Annotated in this window: 14 protein-coding genes; 8 read left to right on the top strand and 6 right to left on the bottom strand. The window is 68.2% G+C overall.

Annotated elements, in window-relative coordinates; genetic code table 11:
* Window positions 1-8 precede the first annotated feature (8 nt).
* Window positions 9-1,211: a pyridoxal phosphate-dependent aminotransferase gene (locus MWN33_RS12265; RefSeq protein ID WP_247201079.1), complete on the bottom strand. Its 1,203-nt coding sequence runs from the start codon at window positions 1,209-1,211 to the stop codon at window positions 9-11.
* A gap of 142 nt (window positions 1,212-1,353) precedes the next feature.
* On the opposite strand from MWN33_RS12265, the gene MWN33_RS12260 reads away from it, so the two are divergent.
* From MWN33_RS12260 to accC, 5 genes are all read left to right on the top strand, one after another.
* Window positions 1,354-2,823, top strand: a complete 1,470-nt coding sequence (locus MWN33_RS12260; RefSeq protein WP_425531998.1) for a M48 family metalloprotease — start codon at window positions 1,354-1,356, stop codon at window positions 2,821-2,823.
* A 35-nt stretch (window positions 2,824-2,858) separates the two neighbouring features.
* Entirely contained in the window at window positions 2,859-3,644 is a 786-nt protein-coding gene (locus MWN33_RS12255; RefSeq protein WP_247201077.1) for a DsbA family protein, read from the top strand.
* 156 nt (window positions 3,645-3,800) lie between these two features.
* The gene (gene aroQ / locus MWN33_RS12250; RefSeq protein ID WP_247201075.1) at window positions 3,801-4,247 is read left to right on the top strand and encodes a type II 3-dehydroquinate dehydratase; all 447 of its coding nucleotides are present in this window, start codon (window positions 3,801-3,803) and stop codon (window positions 4,245-4,247) included.
* Window positions 4,248-4,280: 33 nt separating this feature from the next.
* Window positions 4,281-4,760 carry an acetyl-CoA carboxylase biotin carboxyl carrier protein gene (gene accB, locus MWN33_RS12245; RefSeq protein WP_425532002.1) on the top strand — a complete coding sequence of 160 codons (480 nt, stop codon included), beginning with the start codon at window positions 4,281-4,283 and terminating at the stop codon, window positions 4,758-4,760.
* Between the two features lie 10 nt (window positions 4,761-4,770).
* Entirely contained in the window at window positions 4,771-6,123 is a 1,353-nt protein-coding gene (gene accC, locus MWN33_RS12240) for an acetyl-CoA carboxylase biotin carboxylase subunit (RefSeq protein ID WP_247201071.1), read from the top strand.
* A gap of 33 nt (window positions 6,124-6,156) precedes the next feature.
* On the opposite strand, the gene MWN33_RS12235 is transcribed toward accC, so the two are convergent.
* Together MWN33_RS12235 and MWN33_RS12230 are read right to left on the bottom strand one after the other, a co-directional pair.
* A complete protein-coding gene (locus tag MWN33_RS12235; protein ID WP_247201069.1) occupies window positions 6,157-6,552 on the bottom strand; it encodes a type II toxin-antitoxin system VapC family toxin in 396 nt (131 codons plus the stop codon).
* A complete protein-coding gene (locus MWN33_RS12230; protein ID WP_247201067.1) occupies window positions 6,549-6,803 on the bottom strand; it encodes a type II toxin-antitoxin system VapB family antitoxin in 255 nt (84 codons plus the stop codon). Before MWN33_RS12230 ends, MWN33_RS12235 begins: the two co-directional genes overlap by 4 nt.
* A gap of 120 nt (window positions 6,804-6,923) precedes the next feature.
* On the opposite strand from MWN33_RS12230, the gene aat reads away from it, so the two are divergent.
* Window positions 6,924-7,604, top strand: coding sequence for a leucyl/phenylalanyl-tRNA--protein transferase (gene aat, locus MWN33_RS12225; RefSeq protein WP_247201065.1), 681 nt, complete (start codon window positions 6,924-6,926; stop codon window positions 7,602-7,604).
* Here the strand turns inward: aat and MWN33_RS19210 are convergent.
* The 3 genes from MWN33_RS19210 to MWN33_RS12210 all read right to left on the bottom strand — a co-directional run bounded on the left by MWN33_RS19210 (window position 7,535) and on the right by MWN33_RS12210 (window position 10,022).
* Window positions 7,535-8,173: a DUF2155 domain-containing protein gene (locus tag MWN33_RS19210; protein ID WP_425531997.1), complete on the bottom strand. Its 639-nt coding sequence runs from the start codon at window positions 8,171-8,173 to the stop codon at window positions 7,535-7,537. The two genes, aat and MWN33_RS19210, sit on opposite strands and share 70 nt — an antisense overlap.
* 128 nt (window positions 8,174-8,301) lie before the next feature.
* The gene (locus tag MWN33_RS12215; RefSeq protein WP_343313078.1) at window positions 8,302-8,715 is read right to left on the bottom strand and encodes an NADH:ubiquinone oxidoreductase subunit NDUFA12; all 414 of its coding nucleotides are present in this window, start codon (window positions 8,713-8,715) and stop codon (window positions 8,302-8,304) included.
* An 89-nt stretch (window positions 8,716-8,804) separates the two neighbouring features.
* Entirely contained in the window at window positions 8,805-10,022 is a 1,218-nt protein-coding gene (locus MWN33_RS12210) for an MFS transporter (protein WP_247201063.1), read from the bottom strand.
* Between the two features lie 639 nt (window positions 10,023-10,661).
* On the opposite strand from MWN33_RS12210, the gene MWN33_RS12205 reads away from it, so the two are divergent.
* Both MWN33_RS12205 and MWN33_RS12200 read left to right on the top strand, forming a co-directional pair.
* Window positions 10,662-14,375, top strand: a complete 3,714-nt coding sequence (locus tag MWN33_RS12205) for a vitamin B12-dependent ribonucleotide reductase (protein WP_247201062.1) — start codon at window positions 10,662-10,664, stop codon at window positions 14,373-14,375.
* Window positions 14,376-14,390: 15 nt separating this feature from the next.
* Window positions 14,391-15,023 (top strand): hypothetical protein, encoded by a 633-nt coding sequence (locus MWN33_RS12200; RefSeq protein ID WP_247201061.1) that lies wholly within the window; start codon window positions 14,391-14,393, stop codon window positions 15,021-15,023.

The following is a 15,023-nucleotide window of genomic DNA, read 5'->3' as shown; positions in this document are numbered from 1 at the left end:
ACTCCCCCTCACCCCTTGCGCAGGAAATCGCCGATGCGGTGCACTGCCTGCCGCATCTCGTCGGCCGAGCCGGCATAGGAGAGGCGCAGATAATGGTGGCCGCGATGGGGATCGAAATCGACGCCCGGCGTCGCCGCCACCAGCGCCTCGTCGAGCAGGCGCCGCGCGAAGCCGGCGGAATCCTCGGTGAAGCGCGAGACGTCGGCATAGAGATAGAAGGCCCCGTCGACGGGCAGGAATTCCGGAAGCCCCGCCGCCGGCAGCCCCTGCGTGAGGATCAGCCGGTTTTCCTCATAGCCGTGCTTGACCGCCTCCATCTCCGCCGCGCCGTCGAAGGCGGCCTCGGCGGCGATCTGCGAGAGCGTCGGCACCGAGATCATCAGGTTCTGCTGCAGCCGCTCGACCGCGCGCACCAATGAGGCCGGCATCACCATCCAGCCGACGCGCCAGCCGGTCATGCAGAAATATTTCGAGAAGGAATGGATGATCGTCGCATCGTCGCTCACCGCCGCCGCCGTCGAGGCGGGGAAGGCGTAGTCGAGCCCGTGATAGATCTCGTCGGAGATGAAGCGGATGCCGAGCCCCTCGGCGGTGCGGACCAGCTCGGCCAGCGCCTCCGGGCGCATCATCGTGCCGGTCGGGTTGGCGGGGCTGGCAACGAGAATGCCCTTGAGCGGCGTGCGCCGGTGCGCCTCGATGAGCGCTTCCGGCGTGATCACCCAGCGCGAGGCGGCGTCGGTCTCGATCAGCACCGGCTCGCAGCCGAGCGCGGTGAGGATGTGGCGGTAGGGCGGATAGCCGGGATTGGCGATCGCCACCCGGTCGCCCGCCTCGAACATGGAGAGGAAGGCGAGCAGGAAGCCGGAGGACGAGCCGGTGGTGACGACGACGCGGCCGGGGTCGAGGTCGAGCCCGTAGGTCTCGCCATAGTGGCGGGCGATGCGGGCGCGCAGCGAGGGGATGCCGAGCGCCGTGGTGTAGCCGATGCGCCCGTGCTCCAGCGCCCGGCGCGCCGCTTCGCGGGCGGTGGAGGGCGCGGGCGCGGCGGGCTGGCCGACCTCCATGTGGATGACATGGCCGCCGGCGGCCTCGATGCGCGCGGCGCGCTCCATCACGTCCATGACGATGAAGGGGGCGATCTCGCTGCGGCGCGAGGCGCCAGCGAGGAGCGCGGCGCCATCCGGGCGGCCGATTGCCGAAGATGAACTCATGTGACCCAACCTTGCCCGCCGCCGCATCCGCGCCGCATTCTCGGGCTCGTCTCGGCCGCCGTTCAATAGAAGATGATGAAGGCGAGACTTGACCCTGCCGTCGCGGCAGCGTCAGGTCGCCCGCACAATTTCGTGTCGATGGATGATGCTTCGAAAGCGCGTTGACAACCCCCCGCTTCGGCGGAGCCGGCCCGCCCTGCCCTCGCGCCTGGGTCGCATTGCCGCGCGCGCGGCGCACGGGCTCGGCCTGCTGGCGGCGGCGACGCTCGCCGGTCTGCCGGCGGCCCAGCCCGCCCTGGCGCAGAGCCGCCAGCCCAACATCATCCGCGACGCCGAGATCGAGCAGCTGCTGCGCGATTACACGCGGCCCATCTTCAAGGTCGCCGGCCTGACGCAGCAGAATATCCAGATCGTGCTCGTCGGCAGCGACAGCTTCAACGCCTTCGTGGCGGACGGGCGGCGCATCTTCATCAACACCGGCGCGCTGAAGCAGTCGAAGACGCCGAACGAGATCATCGGCGTGCTGGCGCACGAGACCGGGCACATCGCCGGCGGCCACCTGTCGAACATGCGCCAGCAGCTCGAATCGGTGCAGACCGCCGCCATCGTCGGCATGCTGCTGGCCGCCGGCGGCATCGCGGTGGGCGCGGCCGGAGGCGCCAATATGGGCGGCGCGGCCGGCGCACTGGTGGCGCCGCAGGAGATCGCCCGCCGCTCGCTGCTGTCGTACCAGCGCGGGCAGGAGGCCTCGGCCGACCAGGCGGCGGTGCGTTATCTCACCGCCACCAAGCAGTCCGCCAAGGGCATGCTGACGACCTTCGAGCGCTTCCAGAACGACCAGATCTTCCTGAGCCAGCGGGTCGACCCCTATGTGCTGAGCCACCCGATGGCGACCGAGCGCATCGCGCTGCTGTCGGAGATGGCGAAGAAGAGCCCCTATTACGACGCGCTGGACCCGCCGGCGCTGCAGGCCCGGCACGACATGATGCGCGCCAAGCTGGTCGGCTTCACCCAGACGCCGGATTCGATGATCCGCCTCTATCCCCCGTCCAACACCTCGCTGCCCGCCCGCTACGCCCGCGCCATCTCCGCCTATCGCTACGGCAGCATCCCGGACGCGATCCGCCAGATCGACGCGCTGATCGCCGAGCAGCCGGGCAACCCCTATTTCTACGAGCTGAAGGGGCAGGCGCTGCTGGAGGCGGGCCGCGCCCGCGAGGCGATCCCGCCGCTGCGCCGGGCCGTGCAGCTCTCCGAGGGCCACCCGCTGATCCGCATGCTGCTGGGCCAGGCGCTGGTGGCCACCGAGGACAAGGCGACCAGCGAGGAGGCGGTGCGCGAATTGACCTTCAGCCTCCAGCGCGAGCCCTCCTCGCCCGCCGGCTGGCGCTACCTCGCCATGGCCTATGGCCGCAAGGGCGACATACCGAACGCCGACCTCGCTTCCGCGCAGGCCGCCTTCATGAGCGGCGAGTTCCGCTCGGCGCGCGAGCTGGCGACGCGGGCCAAGAACGCCTTTCCCCTCGGTTCCCCCGGCTGGCTGAAGGCCGACGACATCATCAACTTCAAGCCGCCCGTCGATCCCCGCACCAAGAAGAAGGCCGGCCCGTGAGGCCGCGCTTCGTCCCCCATTCGCTGGAGAATCCTATGCCGCCGCTCACCTTCCTCCGCCGTGCCGGCCGCGGCGCCCTTGCCGCGGGCCTCGCCGCCGGCTTCCTCCTCGCTGCGGCGGTCGCGCCGGCGTCGGCGCTCGACGACGCGCAGCGTAAGGAGTTCGAGGGCGTCATCCGCGAGTATCTGCTGAAGAACCCGGAAGTCATCCAGGAAGCCATCATGGAGCTGCAGAAGCGCCAGCAGGCCGCCGAGGCCGGGCAGCGCCAGAAGGCGCTCGCCGAGATGAAGCCGCTGGTTTTCGATTCGCCGCGCGGCACGGTGGTCGGCAACCCGAAGGGCGACGTCACGCTGGTCGAGTTCTTCGATTACAATTGCGGCTACTGCAAGCGCGCGCTGGGCGACCTCGTCGAGCTCGTCGGCAGCGACAAGAAGCTCAAGGTCGTGCTGAAGGAATTCCCGGTGCTCGGACCGGGCTCGGTGGAAGCCGCGCAGGTCGCGGTGGCCGTGCGCCTGACCGCCCCGGACAAGTATTTCGCCTTCCACCAGAAGCTGCTGGGCGAGCGCGGCCAGGCCAACAAGGCCAAGGCGCTGGAAGCGGCGGCGGCGGTCGGCATCGACACGGCGGCGCTGGAGAAGGCGCTGACCAACCCCGAGGTCGCCGCCACGCTGCAGGAGAGCCTGCAGATCGCCGACGCGCTCGGCATCGACGGCACGCCGAGCTACGTGCTCGGCGACGAGGTGGTGGTCGGCGCGGTCGGCCACGACCAGCTGCGCGACGCCATCGCCTCGGTGCGCAAATGCGGCAAGGTGCAGTGCTGAGCCGCTGAGCCGGCTCCGCCTGCCGCCCGCACGCCCGCAACCTGCTGGGGGTTACTGCCGCGCCCGGCGCGGCAGGGCTTGGCGCGGGGCGAGGCATTGCCTATAAACCCCAGCCGCCCCGGCACAGGCCGGGCGCGGCTGGCTTCCTGAGGCGCGATGCCCGACACGGTGCATGTTCTCAACGGTCCGAACCTCAACCTGCTCGGCACGCGCGAGCCGGAGGTGTACGGACGCGCCACGCTGGCCGACGTCGAGGCCGCCTGCCGGGCGGCCTGCGCGCGCCACGGCGTCGACCTCGTGTTCCGCCAGACCAACCATGAGGGCGAGCTCGTCACCTTCCTGCAGGAGGCGCGCGGCTCGGTGGGCGTCGTGCTGAACGCGGCCGCCTACACGCACACCTCGGTCGCCGTTGCCGACGCCATAAAGGCGGTCGGCCTCAATGTCGTCGAAGTCCACCTGTCCAACGTCTTCGCGCGCGAAGCCTTCCGCCATCACTCCTACATTTCGCCCGTCGCCCGCGGGGTGATCTGCGGGCTCGGGATCGACGGCTACCGCCTCGCGATCGACGCGCTTGCCGGCGCCGCCGGCGGCCGCGCCAGCTGAAGGGAGACGGGTAGCCTCCGTCACGGGATCATGATGAAAACCAACAAGCCGAACATCGACCCTGCGCTGGTGCGCGAGATCGCTAACCTGCTCTCCGAGAGCGACCTCACCGAGATCGAGGTGCAGCACGAGGATCTGCGCATCCGCGTCGTGCGCGCCGCGCCGACCGTCTATGCCGCCGCCCCGGTGGCCGTCGCCCCGGCTGCGGTCGCCCACGCCCCGGCCCCGGCCGCTGCAGCGGCCGCCCCGGCTTCCGGCGGCGAGGACGTGTCGAAGCATCCCGGCCTCGTCACTTCGCCCATGGTCGGCACCGCCTATCTCGGCCCGGAGCCCGGCGCGAAGAATTTCGTGGAAGTCGGCACCGTGGTGAAGGAGGGCCAGACCCTGCTCATCGTCGAGGCGATGAAGACCATGAACGCGATCCCCGCGCCGCGCGCGGGCACCGTCACCCGCATCCTCGTCGAGAACGCGCAGCCGGTCGAGTATGGCGAGCCGCTCCTGATCATCGAGTGAGGCGCGCCTGATGTTCGGCAAGATCCTGATCGCCAATCGCGGCGAGATCGCCCTGCGGGTGCTGCGCGCCTGCAAGGAAATGGGCATCGCCACCGTCGCGGTGCATTCCACCGCCGACGCCAATGCGATGCATGTGAAGCTCGCCGACGAGAGCGTGTGCATCGGCCCGCCGCAGGCCAAGGACAGCTACCTCAACATCCCCGCCCTGCTCGCCGCCTGCGAGATCACCGGCGCCGAGGCGGTGCATCCGGGCTACGGCTTCCTCGCCGAGAATGCCCGCTTCGCGGAAATCCTGATCGACCACGGTGTGCAGTTCATCGGGCCCAAGCCCGAGCATATCCGCATCATGGGCGACAAGATCGAGGCGAAGAAGACCGCCAAGAAGCTCGGCATCCCCTGCGTGCCCGGCTCGGACGGCGGCATCTCCTCCGACGAGGAGGCCGCCAAGGTCGCCGCCGAGATCGGCTTCCCCGTGCTCATCAAGGCCGCCGCCGGCGGCGGTGGGCGCGGCATGAAGGTGGCGCGCTCCGAGCAGGAACTGTCCTCCGCCCTCTCCACCGCCCGCTCGGAGGCCCGCGCGGCCTTCGGCGACGATGCCGTCTATATCGAGAAATATCTCGGCACGCCGCGCCACATCGAGATCCAGGTGCTGGGCGACGGCAAGGGCAACGCCATTCACCTCGGCGAGCGTGACTGCTCGCTGCAGCGCCGGCACCAGAAGGTGCTGGAAGAGGCCCCCTCGCCCATCATCACGCCCGAGCAGCGCGCGCGCATCGGCGGGACGGTGGCGCAGGCCATGCGCGACCTGAAATATCTCGGCGCCGGTACCATCGAGTTCCTGTACGAGAACGGCGAGTTCTACTTCATCGAGATGAACACCCGCATCCAGGTGGAGCATCCGGTGACCGAAGCGATCACCGGCGTCGACCTCATCAACGAGCAGATCCGCGTCGCCGCCGGCCTGCCGATGAGCGTGACGCAGGACGACATCAAGCTGAACGGCCACGCCATCGAGTGCCGCGTGAACGCCGAGCACCCGCGCACCTTCCGCCCCTCGCCGGGCCGGATCGACAACTGGCACGTGCCGGGCGGGCCGGGCGTGCGCATCGATTCAGCCGTCTATCAGGGCTATTCGATCCCGCCCTATTACGACAGCCTCGCCGGCAAGCTCATCGTTCACGCGGCCACCCGTGAGGAATGCCTCGCCCGCCTCAAGCGCGCGCTGGACGAGTTCGTGGTGGAAGGCATCGAGACGACGCTGCCGCTGTTCCGCGAGCTGGTCGACAATGACGACATCAAGCGCGGCGCCTACGACATCCACTGGCTGGAACACTTCCTGGCCGAGGGCGAGCCGGGCGCCTGAGCCTAGGTGCGGCGGGCCTTCGGGCCCGCCTCCTCACTTCAGTGCGGGCTCCACGTCCGTATGCGTGAAGTCGTCTCCCTTGAACAAAAGCGCTTCGCTTTTTTCCTTCGCCAGCGCGTAGGCGAAGCAGTCGCCGAAATTGAGCCCGGCCGGATGGCCGCCGCCCTTGCCGAAATCGCGATAGGCGGCACGGGCGATCTGCGCCTGCCGCGCGGTCACCGGCTCGATGACGAAGCCGGCGGCCTCGATGAACTCATCCAGGCGACGGCTGAGAACCGGATCGCGCGATCCATCGACGACGATGGCGGTCTCGAAGAAGCTTGCCGCCGACATGCGCCCTGTCGGTTCGTTCTCGATCGCTTCGAGAAACCGAACGGCCTCCGGTTCGCCACGCAGGATCGCGACGAGGGCCGAGGTATCGACGATCATTTCGGCAGACCGTCTTCGTCATAGAGAAGGTCGGCGTGGTCCATGGTGTCCCATGGCGCGCGGAAGCGCGGCGCGGTGTCATCGACGATCGCCATGAGACGCTTGGCCAGTCCCGCGCGCGGATTGGCCTTCAGCCGCTCCAGCTTCTCCTTCACCGCCTCGGTTACGGCAGCCGTCTGGCTCTCGCCGGTGCGCGCCGCGAGTTCGCGGATCATCGCATGGGTGGCTTCGTTCTTGATGTTGAGGCCCATCGTCTACCCCAGCGCGTCTTCTGTCTACCATATAGGCCGAGCGCGCCCACCGACAACGGGAAATGAGGGAACGTCCCGCAGGCTCTTTTCCGCCCGCCCCATCTCCGTCATTCTGGCGTCATGTCACACCCGCGCGAACATCAGGTCGAGATCACGCCCGAAGTGCTGCTGAAGGCCTATGCCTGCGGCATCTTCCCGATGGCCGAGAGCGCGGACGATCCCGGCCTCTACTGGATCGAGCCGGAGCGGCGCGGCGTCATCCCGCTCGACAGCTTCGCCATCACCGGCCGCCTCGCCCGCACCGTGCGCTCGGACCGCTTCGAGGTGCGCGTCGACCATGATTTCGAGGCGGTGATCGACGGCTGCGCGGCGCCGGCCGACGGGCGCGGCTCGACCTGGATCAACCGGCGCATCCGCAAGCTCTATTGCGACCTGCATGCGCGCGGCTACTGCCATTCGGTCGAGGCGTGGCAGGAGGGCGAGTTGGTCGGCGGGCTCTATGGCGTGCGGCTGGGGCGCGCCTTCTTCGGCGAAAGCATGTTCCACACGGCCCGCGATGCCTCGAAGGTGGCGCTGGTGCATCTGGTGGCGCGTCTGAAGCACGGCGGCTTCCGCCTGCTCGACACCCAGTTCGTCACCGATCACCTGAGGAGCTTCGGCGCCATCGAGGTGCCGCGCCGGCAGTATCACCGCCTGCTCGCCGACTCGCTGGCGGATGGCGAGGCGGATTTCTACTGCTGGCCGCCGGGCGAGGCGATCACCGGGTCGCTCTGCTTGCAGTCGCTGAGCCACACGTCATAGATCGGGTGCTCGACGCCGTGCAGGCCGGGGCTGGAGGCGAACATCCAGCCGCCGAACAGCGGCTGCACCTTGCCGTCCAGAGCGATCTCCTGAACCTCGACGAAGCCCGTGGTGTTCTGCTGCTCGGTCTCCGGCCGCGTGTAGCAGGCGCGCGGGGTGATGCGCAGCGCACCGAACTGCACCGTCTCGTTGATCGCGACGTCGAAGCTGATGATGCGGCCGGTGATCTTGTCGAGGCCGGAGAAGACGGCGGTCTTGTTCTCGATCTTCTGCTCGGGCGGCTGCACCACCTCGATGTCGCCGCTCGGTCCGACGCTGGCCTGGCCGGGCACTTCGGGCTGCTCCGGCGCGGGCGCGCGCGGGGCGCCGGCGTCGGGATCGTCCATGATGGAGGGAACGCCGGGGCCGCCGGGCGGCGAATCGGGGTTGTCGACCGGACCGCCGGGCGGCGGGGCCAGCGGCTGCGCATCCACACCGCCCTGCCAGCCCTGCTGGGCGGCCAGCGGCGCGCCGAGCGCAGCGAGCGCCACGGCGGCGAGAAGCGCGGATCGGAAGGAAGCGGCGAGCATGGAACGGCCTCGGCTGGCACGCATCCCCGTCGGCGCGCGCGTGAGGCCAAGATGACGGGCAATGCGGCGATGTCGGGGCGGGCGCGGCACGGCGCGGCGATCCGCGCCGCCGGCCGGAGGCGGAAGGGTCACTCGGGCGTCCAGGCCTTGTAGTCGCCCGTCACCGCCGGACGGTGGCCGGCGCCCAGCGTCGAGCCGGGCGGGCGGTAGGCGTTGGCGGTGCCGGTGGGGTTCGGCCGGTGCGGCTTCTGCCACTCGCGCGGAACGTAATCTTCCTGCGAGGGCGGCACGTCGGAGCGCTGGTGCATCCAGGCGTGCCAGCCCGGCGGAATGGCGGTCGCCTCGGCGTAGCCATTATAGATCACCCAGCGACGCTCGAAGCCGAGCGCCGGGTCGATCTTGCCGCCCTTGGTGCGGTAATAGCGGTTGCCGGCCTCGTCCGTGCCGACCAGTTCACCGTACCGCCAGGTGTGGAAGCGGGTGCCCATGGTCTGGCCATTCCACCAGGTGAAGGTCTCGATGAGGACGTCGGAAAGCTTCACGGAATTGGTCCCTGCGCCGGCTTGGAGCTCGGGCGGAACATGCCACCCGAGCCCGCCGGTGTCCAGCCGCGCGAACGCCCCTGCGGCGCTTACGCACGACGGAACTCGGTGGCGAAATAGGCGAGAGCCAGCACCACGATGCCGATGCCGGCCACCGTGACGGCGCCCCAGCCGGCCAGCTCGTAGAGCGGGCTCGCCAGCGCCGAGCCGAGCGCGCCGCCGAAGAAGAAGGTGGCGATGTAGAGCGCGTTAAGCCGCGAGCGCACTTCGGGCGCCAGCATGAAGATGGCGCGCTGGCCGAACACCAGATTCGCCGTCGCCGCGCAGTCGAGCACGATGGCGCCGATGGCGAGCACCACAACGGAGGAGAGTCCCACCCCGGCCTCGGTGATCAGGAAGCCGAGAATCGCCAGCACCAGCGCCGCGCCGGTCGCGACGCGGGAAAAACCACGGTCGGCCAGCCAGCCGGCGAAGGGGGAGACGACCACGCTCGCCGCGCCCGCCAGTGCGAAGATGGCGATGCCCTGCTGGCCGAGGCCGAATTGCGGGGCGGCGAGCAGCAGCGGCACGGCGGTCCAGAACAGGGTGAAGGCGCCGAACATCGCCGCCTGATAGGCCGCGCGCCGGCGCAGCACCGGCTGCGAGCGCATCAGCGGCCACAGCGAGCCGACGAGCTGGCGGTAGGTCGCCCGTCCGCCGGGATGGCGCTGCGGCAGCGCCAGGCGAAGGCCAGCCGCGAGCGCCAGCATGGCGAGCGCCGCGATGAGGAACACGGCGCGCCAGCCGAGCCAGTGCGCCACCATGGACGAGACCGGCCGCGCCAGCAGAATGCCGGTCATCAGCCCGCTGACCACGCTGCCGACCTTGCGGCCACGCTCCTCGGGGCTGGCGAGATGGGCGGCGAAGGGAACCGCGACCTGCGCCACCACCGAGCCGACGCCGAAGATGAGCGCCGCCAGCAGGAACAGCGCCGGCGTGCCGGAGGCGAAGGCGAGGCCCAGCCCCGCCGCCGCGCACAGGATGATCGCGCCGATCAGCCGCCGGTTCTCGACGATGTCGCCGAGCGGCACGAGCAGCAGCAGGCCCAATATGTAGCCGACCTGCCCGATCGTCACCACGAGGCTGGCCATCGTCTCGTCGAGGCCGATGTCGTCGGCGATCAGCGCGACGAGGGGCTGGGCGTAATAGAGATTCGCCGCGCCGAGCCCGGCGGCGAGCGCCAGCAGGAAGAAGGTGACGGGCGAATGCGACGGCGGGGCGAGCGCCGCGCCGCCCCCGGTGGAGGCGTCGGATTGGGAGCGGCTCATGGGACTGCCTTGCATGCGAAGGGGTGCGTTGCGCCAGATATACGCCCGCGCGCCCGCCCGCCAAGGCCGCCGCCCGGCCTTTCGCGTGCCTTTGCGCAAGGATGGGATTGCCGGCCGGACGATGCCGATGGGGCAGGTTCGGAGCGGGCGCCCTGCACTCCGGGGAAGTTGCTCGACCCACATGTGCAAACCGAAATTGCGGGACCTCAACAATCCCCGCTTTTCTCCGCCTTCTGCCCCGCCATTTATTCGGGCTGGACTCGGGACGCGAATCCCCGCGGAATTCGGGCTTCGGCTCTGGAAAGAGCGCGATCCCGACACCATCTACATTTAGATATTTTTCACCTCCTCCACACTAGAGTTTGTGACGGAAGGTTGACGCGAATAAGGGAGTCGGCCAGTTTGGCCCCGTCGGCGGCAGCGTAGGTTTTGCGGCCGACTCATCCAGATTGAAGCGGGCTCCCTCGCCGGAGATTGGTTCCGGCGAAGCGTTTGTGCGTGCCAAAAACACACCGGAGCGGGCAGGCTGTGAAGCCGTTCGCCAACCGGGACCGACAGGTATGCGGACGCAGGGTCCGGAGCTTTGAATGTCGCTGAGTGGACTGGGGACAGGTCCACCACGAACCGGGGACGACGAAAATGCGCATCGAGCGCCGTTACACGAAGGCCGGCCGTTCTCCCTATGCGGACATCGCGTTCCGCAAGGCGACGAGCGAGATTCGCAATCCCGACGGATCCATCGTGTTCCGCGCGGAAGGCATCGACGTGCCGGAGCACTTCTCCCAGGTCGCGACCGACATCATCGCGCAGAAATATTTCCGCAAGGCCGGCGTCCCCGCCCGTCTGAAGAAGGTCGAGGAAGAGACCGTCCCCTCCTTCCTGTGGCGCGGCGCCGCCGACGAGAAGGCGCTCGCCGCCCTCCCCGAGAAGGAGCGGATCGTCGGCGAGACCGATTCCCGCCAGGTCTTCGACCGCCTCGCCGGCACCTGGACCTATTGGGGCTGGAAGGGCGGCTATTTCGATTCGGAGGAGGACGCGCAGGCCTTCTTCGACGAGCACCGCTACATGCTGGCCATGCAGATGGCCGCGCCCAACTCGCCGCAGTGGTTCAACACCGGCCTGCACTGGGCCTATGGCATCGACGGCCCGAGCCAGGGCCATTTCTATGTCGACTACGCGACCGGCAAGCTGACGCGCTCCAAGACCTCCTATGAGCATCCCCAGCCGCATGCCTGCTTCATCCAGTCGGTCTCCGACGATCTGGTGAACGAGGGCGGCATCATGGACCTGTGGGTGCGCGAGGCGCGCCTGTTCAAGTATGGCTCGGGCACCGGCTCCAACTTCTCCGCCCTGCGCGGCGAGGGCGAGAAGCTCTCCGGCGGCGGGCGCTCCTCCGGCCTCATGTCCTTCCTCAAGATCGGCGACCGCGCCGCCGGCGCCATCAAGTCGGGCGGCACCACCCGCCGCGCCGCCAAGATGGTGGTGGTCGACGTCGACCATCCCGACATCGAGACCTATGTCGACTGGAAGGTGAAGGAAGAGCAGAAGGTCGCCGCGCTCGTCACCGGCTCCAAGACCGTCGCCAAGCACATGAAGGCCGTGATGAAGGCCTGCGTGAACTGCGAGGGCGAAGGCGACGACTGCTACGACCCGGAAAAGAACCCCGCCCTGAAGCGCGAGATCCGCGCCGCCAAGAAGGCGCAGGTGCCGGAGAACTACATCCGCCGCGTCGTGCAGTTCGCCAAGCAGGGCTACACCGACATCGAATTCCCGATCTACGATACCGACTGGGATTCGGAGGCGTATCTGACCGTCTCCGGCCAGAACTCGAACAATTCGGTGCGCGTCGACGACGCCTTCCTCAACGCGGTGCAGGCCGACGCTGACTGGAACCTGACCTCGCGCACCACCGGCAAGGTGACCAAGACCCTCAAGGCCGCCGAGCTTTGGGAGAAGATCGGCCACGCCGCCTGGGCCTGCGCCGATCCCGGCATCCAGTTCCACACCACCATCAACGACTGGCACACGAGCCCGGCGGGCGGCCCGATCCGCGCCTCCAACCCGTGCTCGGAATACATGTTCCTCGACGACACGGCGTGCAATCTCGCCTCGCTGAACCTGCTGCAGTTCCGCAACGCCGACGGCTCGTTCGACGTCGAGAGCTACGAGCATGCCTGCCGCCTGTGGACCGTGGTGCTCGAAATCTCGATCCTGATGGCGCAGTTCCCCTCCAAGGAAATCGCCAAGCTCTCCTACGAGTACCGCACGCTTGGCCTCGGCTACGCCAATATCGGCGGCCTGCTGATGACCTCGGGCATCCCCTACGACTCCGACGCGGGCCGCGCCTATTGCGGCGCGCTCACCGCCATCATGACCGGCGTCGCCTACGCCACCTCGGCCGAGATGGCCAAGGAGCTCGGCCCCTTCCCCGAATACAAGCCGAACGCGACCCACATGCTGCGCGTGATGCGCAACCACCGCCGCGCCGCCTATGGCGAGAAGGGCGGCTATGAGGGGCTGAACACCAACCCGGTGCCGCTCGACCACGCCAAGGTGCCCCACCCGATCCTCGTCGAGCGCGCCAAGGCGACCTGGGACCAGGCGCTCGCGCTCGGCGAGGCGCACGGCTACCGCAACGCCCAGACCACGCTGCTCGCGCCCACCGGCACGATCGGCCTCGTCATGGACTGCGACACGACCGGCATCGAGCCCGACTTCGCGCTGGTGAAGTTCAAGAAGCTGGCCGGCGGCGGCTATTTCAAGATCATCAACCGCGCCGTGCCGGAGGCGCTGCGCACACTCGGCTATTCCGAGAGCCAGATCGCCGAGATCGAGGCCTATGCGGTCGGCCACGGCTCGATCACCCAGGCGCCGGCGATCAACCATTCGACGCTGCGCACCAAGGGCTTCGACGACGCCATGCTGGCGAAGATCGACGCCAGCGTGAAGGCGGCCTTCGACGTCAAGTTCGTGTTCAACCGCTGGACGCTCGGCGACGAGGCGCTGGCCAAGCTCGGCGTGCCCGCCGACAAGCTGGCCGACCCCGCCTTCGACCTGCTCGCCTTCCTCGGCTTCTCCCGCAAGGACGTCGAGGCCGCGAACATCCATGTCTGCGGTGCGATGACGCTGGAGGGCGCGCCCTTCCTGAAGACCGAGCACTATCCCGTCTTCGACTGCGCCAATCCCTGCGGGCGCATCGGCAAGCGGTTCCTGTCGGTCACCAGCCACATATTGATGATGGCGGCGGCGCAGCCCTTCCTCTCGGGCGCGATCTCCAAGACCATCAACATGCCGAACGAGGCGACGGTCGAGGACTGCAAGGAGGCCTACCTGCTCTCCTGGCGCCTCGCGCTCAAGGCCAACGCGCTCTATCGCGACGGCTCCAAGCTCTCGCAGCCGCTGAACTCGCAGCTCGTCTCCGACGAGGAGGACGAGGAGGACGGCGTCGAGGCGCTGCTGGAGAAGCCCGCCGCCGCCCGCACCGCCCATGTGGTGGAGAAGGTGGTCGAGAAGATCATCGAGCGCGTCGTCGAGGTGCACAGCCGCGAGAAGATGCCGGACCGCCGCAAGGGCTATACCCAGAAGGCGGTGGTCGGCGGCCACAAGGTGTATCTGCGCACCGGCGAATACGATGACGGCCGCCTCGGCGAGATCTTCATCGACATGCACAAGGAAGGCGCGGCGCTGCGCTCCTTCATCAACAACTTCGCCATCTCGGTGTCGCTCGGCCTGCAGTACGGCGTGCCGCTGGAGGAGTATGTCGACGCCTTCACCTTCACCCGCTTCGAGCCGGCCGGCCCGGTGCAGGGCAACGACACCATCAAATACGCGACGTCGATCCTCGACTACATCTTCCGCGAGCTCGCCGTCTCCTATCTCGGCCGCAACGACCTCGGCCATGTCGACCTGTCGGAATCGAATTTCGACGCGCTCGGCAAGGGCGTCGACGAGGGCAAGGCGTCGCCCGCCACCCCGGCCTCGCGCATGGTCTCCAAGGGCCTGACGCGCGGCCGTTCGGTCGGGCTGATGGTGGTGCCGGCCGGCGCGACGGTGACGACCGCCGCCTCCAACGTCACCGCGCTGCGCGGCGGCATACAGGGCGCCACCGCCCTGAAGGCCGATCCGGAGGCGGAAGAGGACGAGGAGACGCTCGGCTCCACGGATGCCCTGCCCTGGGCCGCCCCAACCCCCGTGGCGGCGGCGGCCGGCCCGAGCAAGGCCGAAGCCCGCGCCATCGCTCGCGCCAAGGGCTATGAAGGCGAGGCCTGCCCCGAGTGCCAGAACTTCACCATGGTGCGCAATGGCACCTGCCTGAAGTGCGAGACCTGCGGATCGACAACGGGGTGCAGCTGAGGATAGTGGGGAATAATGGTAGAGCGCCCGATGGAATCCATGCCAACGAAGCGCTTCTCAGTCATCGACGGCGGAGCCAGTCCGCCGTCGGAGTGGCTTGATTTCCGGTCGCTCGTTCTCGCGAGATGGGCCTTAGCCCCCGATCAATCGGTTTTCTATCGCTTTTCCAAGCGGGACATCGAGAAATCGCTCGCGGCGCGGCGTCGTCAGCCAATTCTTGACGCGTGGAGCATGATTTTTGGCGAAACACCGCCAGTTCCCAATATCTCCCGATGGACGGGGGAATTCAGCGGGAAAAGGTTGGTTACGCTTCGTGATGCCACGGCTTGCTTCCGGGGTCTAAAGCGTCCGATGGCGGACGATGACACCGGCTTCAACGTCGTGGCGTATGTTTCCAAACCTGCGCTTTATTTTCGGGCGACACACGATATGGTGTGCGTCGCAAAGCCTCAGCCGTTTCCCGCTGATCTAGTTTTCGTAACTTATGTCCGCCTTGATCATCCGGTAAAATCCGATATCGGCCTATGTGGGTTCGGAGAAGGCGCAACGAAAGGTGTGGTGACACACTGGGAAGTTGTGGAGGCGGATCCGACAGACCCTCATCTGCCGGTTCAACATAGAGACCGATATCGCAAACGCCTCTGGTGA

Origin of the sequence: Ancylobacter koreensis (assembly GCF_023016525.1) — a bacterium.
In the GTDB taxonomy this organism is placed as follows: Bacteria; Pseudomonadota; Alphaproteobacteria; order Rhizobiales; family Xanthobacteraceae; genus Ancylobacter; species Ancylobacter koreensis.
Note: the sequence above shows the minus strand (reverse complement) of the source record. Positions and strands in the feature narration are given on the sequence as shown.

Excerpts from the sequence above, each read along its gene's own strand:
- MWN33_RS12265 (WP_247201079.1), bottom strand. The coding sequence starts at position 1,211 with ATGAGTTCATCTTCGGCAATCGGCCGCCCGGATGGCGCCGCGCTCCTC.
- MWN33_RS12260 (WP_425531998.1), top strand. The coding sequence starts at position 1,354 with ATGATGCTTCGAAAGCGCGTTGACAACCCCCCGCTTCGGCGGAGCCGG.
- MWN33_RS12255 (WP_247201077.1), top strand. The coding sequence starts at position 2,859 with ATGCCGCCGCTCACCTTCCTCCGCCGTGCCGGCCGCGGCGCCCTTGCC.
- aroQ (WP_247201075.1), top strand. The coding sequence starts at position 3,801 with ATGCCCGACACGGTGCATGTTCTCAACGGTCCGAACCTCAACCTGCTC.
- accB (WP_425532002.1), top strand. The coding sequence starts at position 4,281 with ATGAAAACCAACAAGCCGAACATCGACCCTGCGCTGGTGCGCGAGATC.
- accC (WP_247201071.1), top strand. The coding sequence starts at position 4,771 with ATGTTCGGCAAGATCCTGATCGCCAATCGCGGCGAGATCGCCCTGCGG.
- MWN33_RS12235 (WP_247201069.1), bottom strand. The coding sequence starts at position 6,552 with ATGATCGTCGATACCTCGGCCCTCGTCGCGATCCTGCGTGGCGAACCG.
- MWN33_RS12230 (WP_247201067.1), bottom strand. The coding sequence starts at position 6,803 with ATGGGCCTCAACATCAAGAACGAAGCCACCCATGCGATGATCCGCGAA.
- aat (WP_247201065.1), top strand. The coding sequence starts at position 6,924 with ATGTCACACCCGCGCGAACATCAGGTCGAGATCACGCCCGAAGTGCTG.
- MWN33_RS19210 (WP_425531997.1), bottom strand. The coding sequence starts at position 8,173 with ATGCTCGCCGCTTCCTTCCGATCCGCGCTTCTCGCCGCCGTGGCGCTC.
- MWN33_RS12210 (WP_247201063.1), bottom strand. The coding sequence starts at position 10,022 with ATGAGCCGCTCCCAATCCGACGCCTCCACCGGGGGCGGCGCGGCGCTC.
- MWN33_RS12205 (WP_247201062.1), top strand. The coding sequence starts at position 10,662 with ATGCGCATCGAGCGCCGTTACACGAAGGCCGGCCGTTCTCCCTATGCG.
- MWN33_RS12200 (WP_247201061.1), top strand. The coding sequence starts at position 14,391 with ATGGTAGAGCGCCCGATGGAATCCATGCCAACGAAGCGCTTCTCAGTC.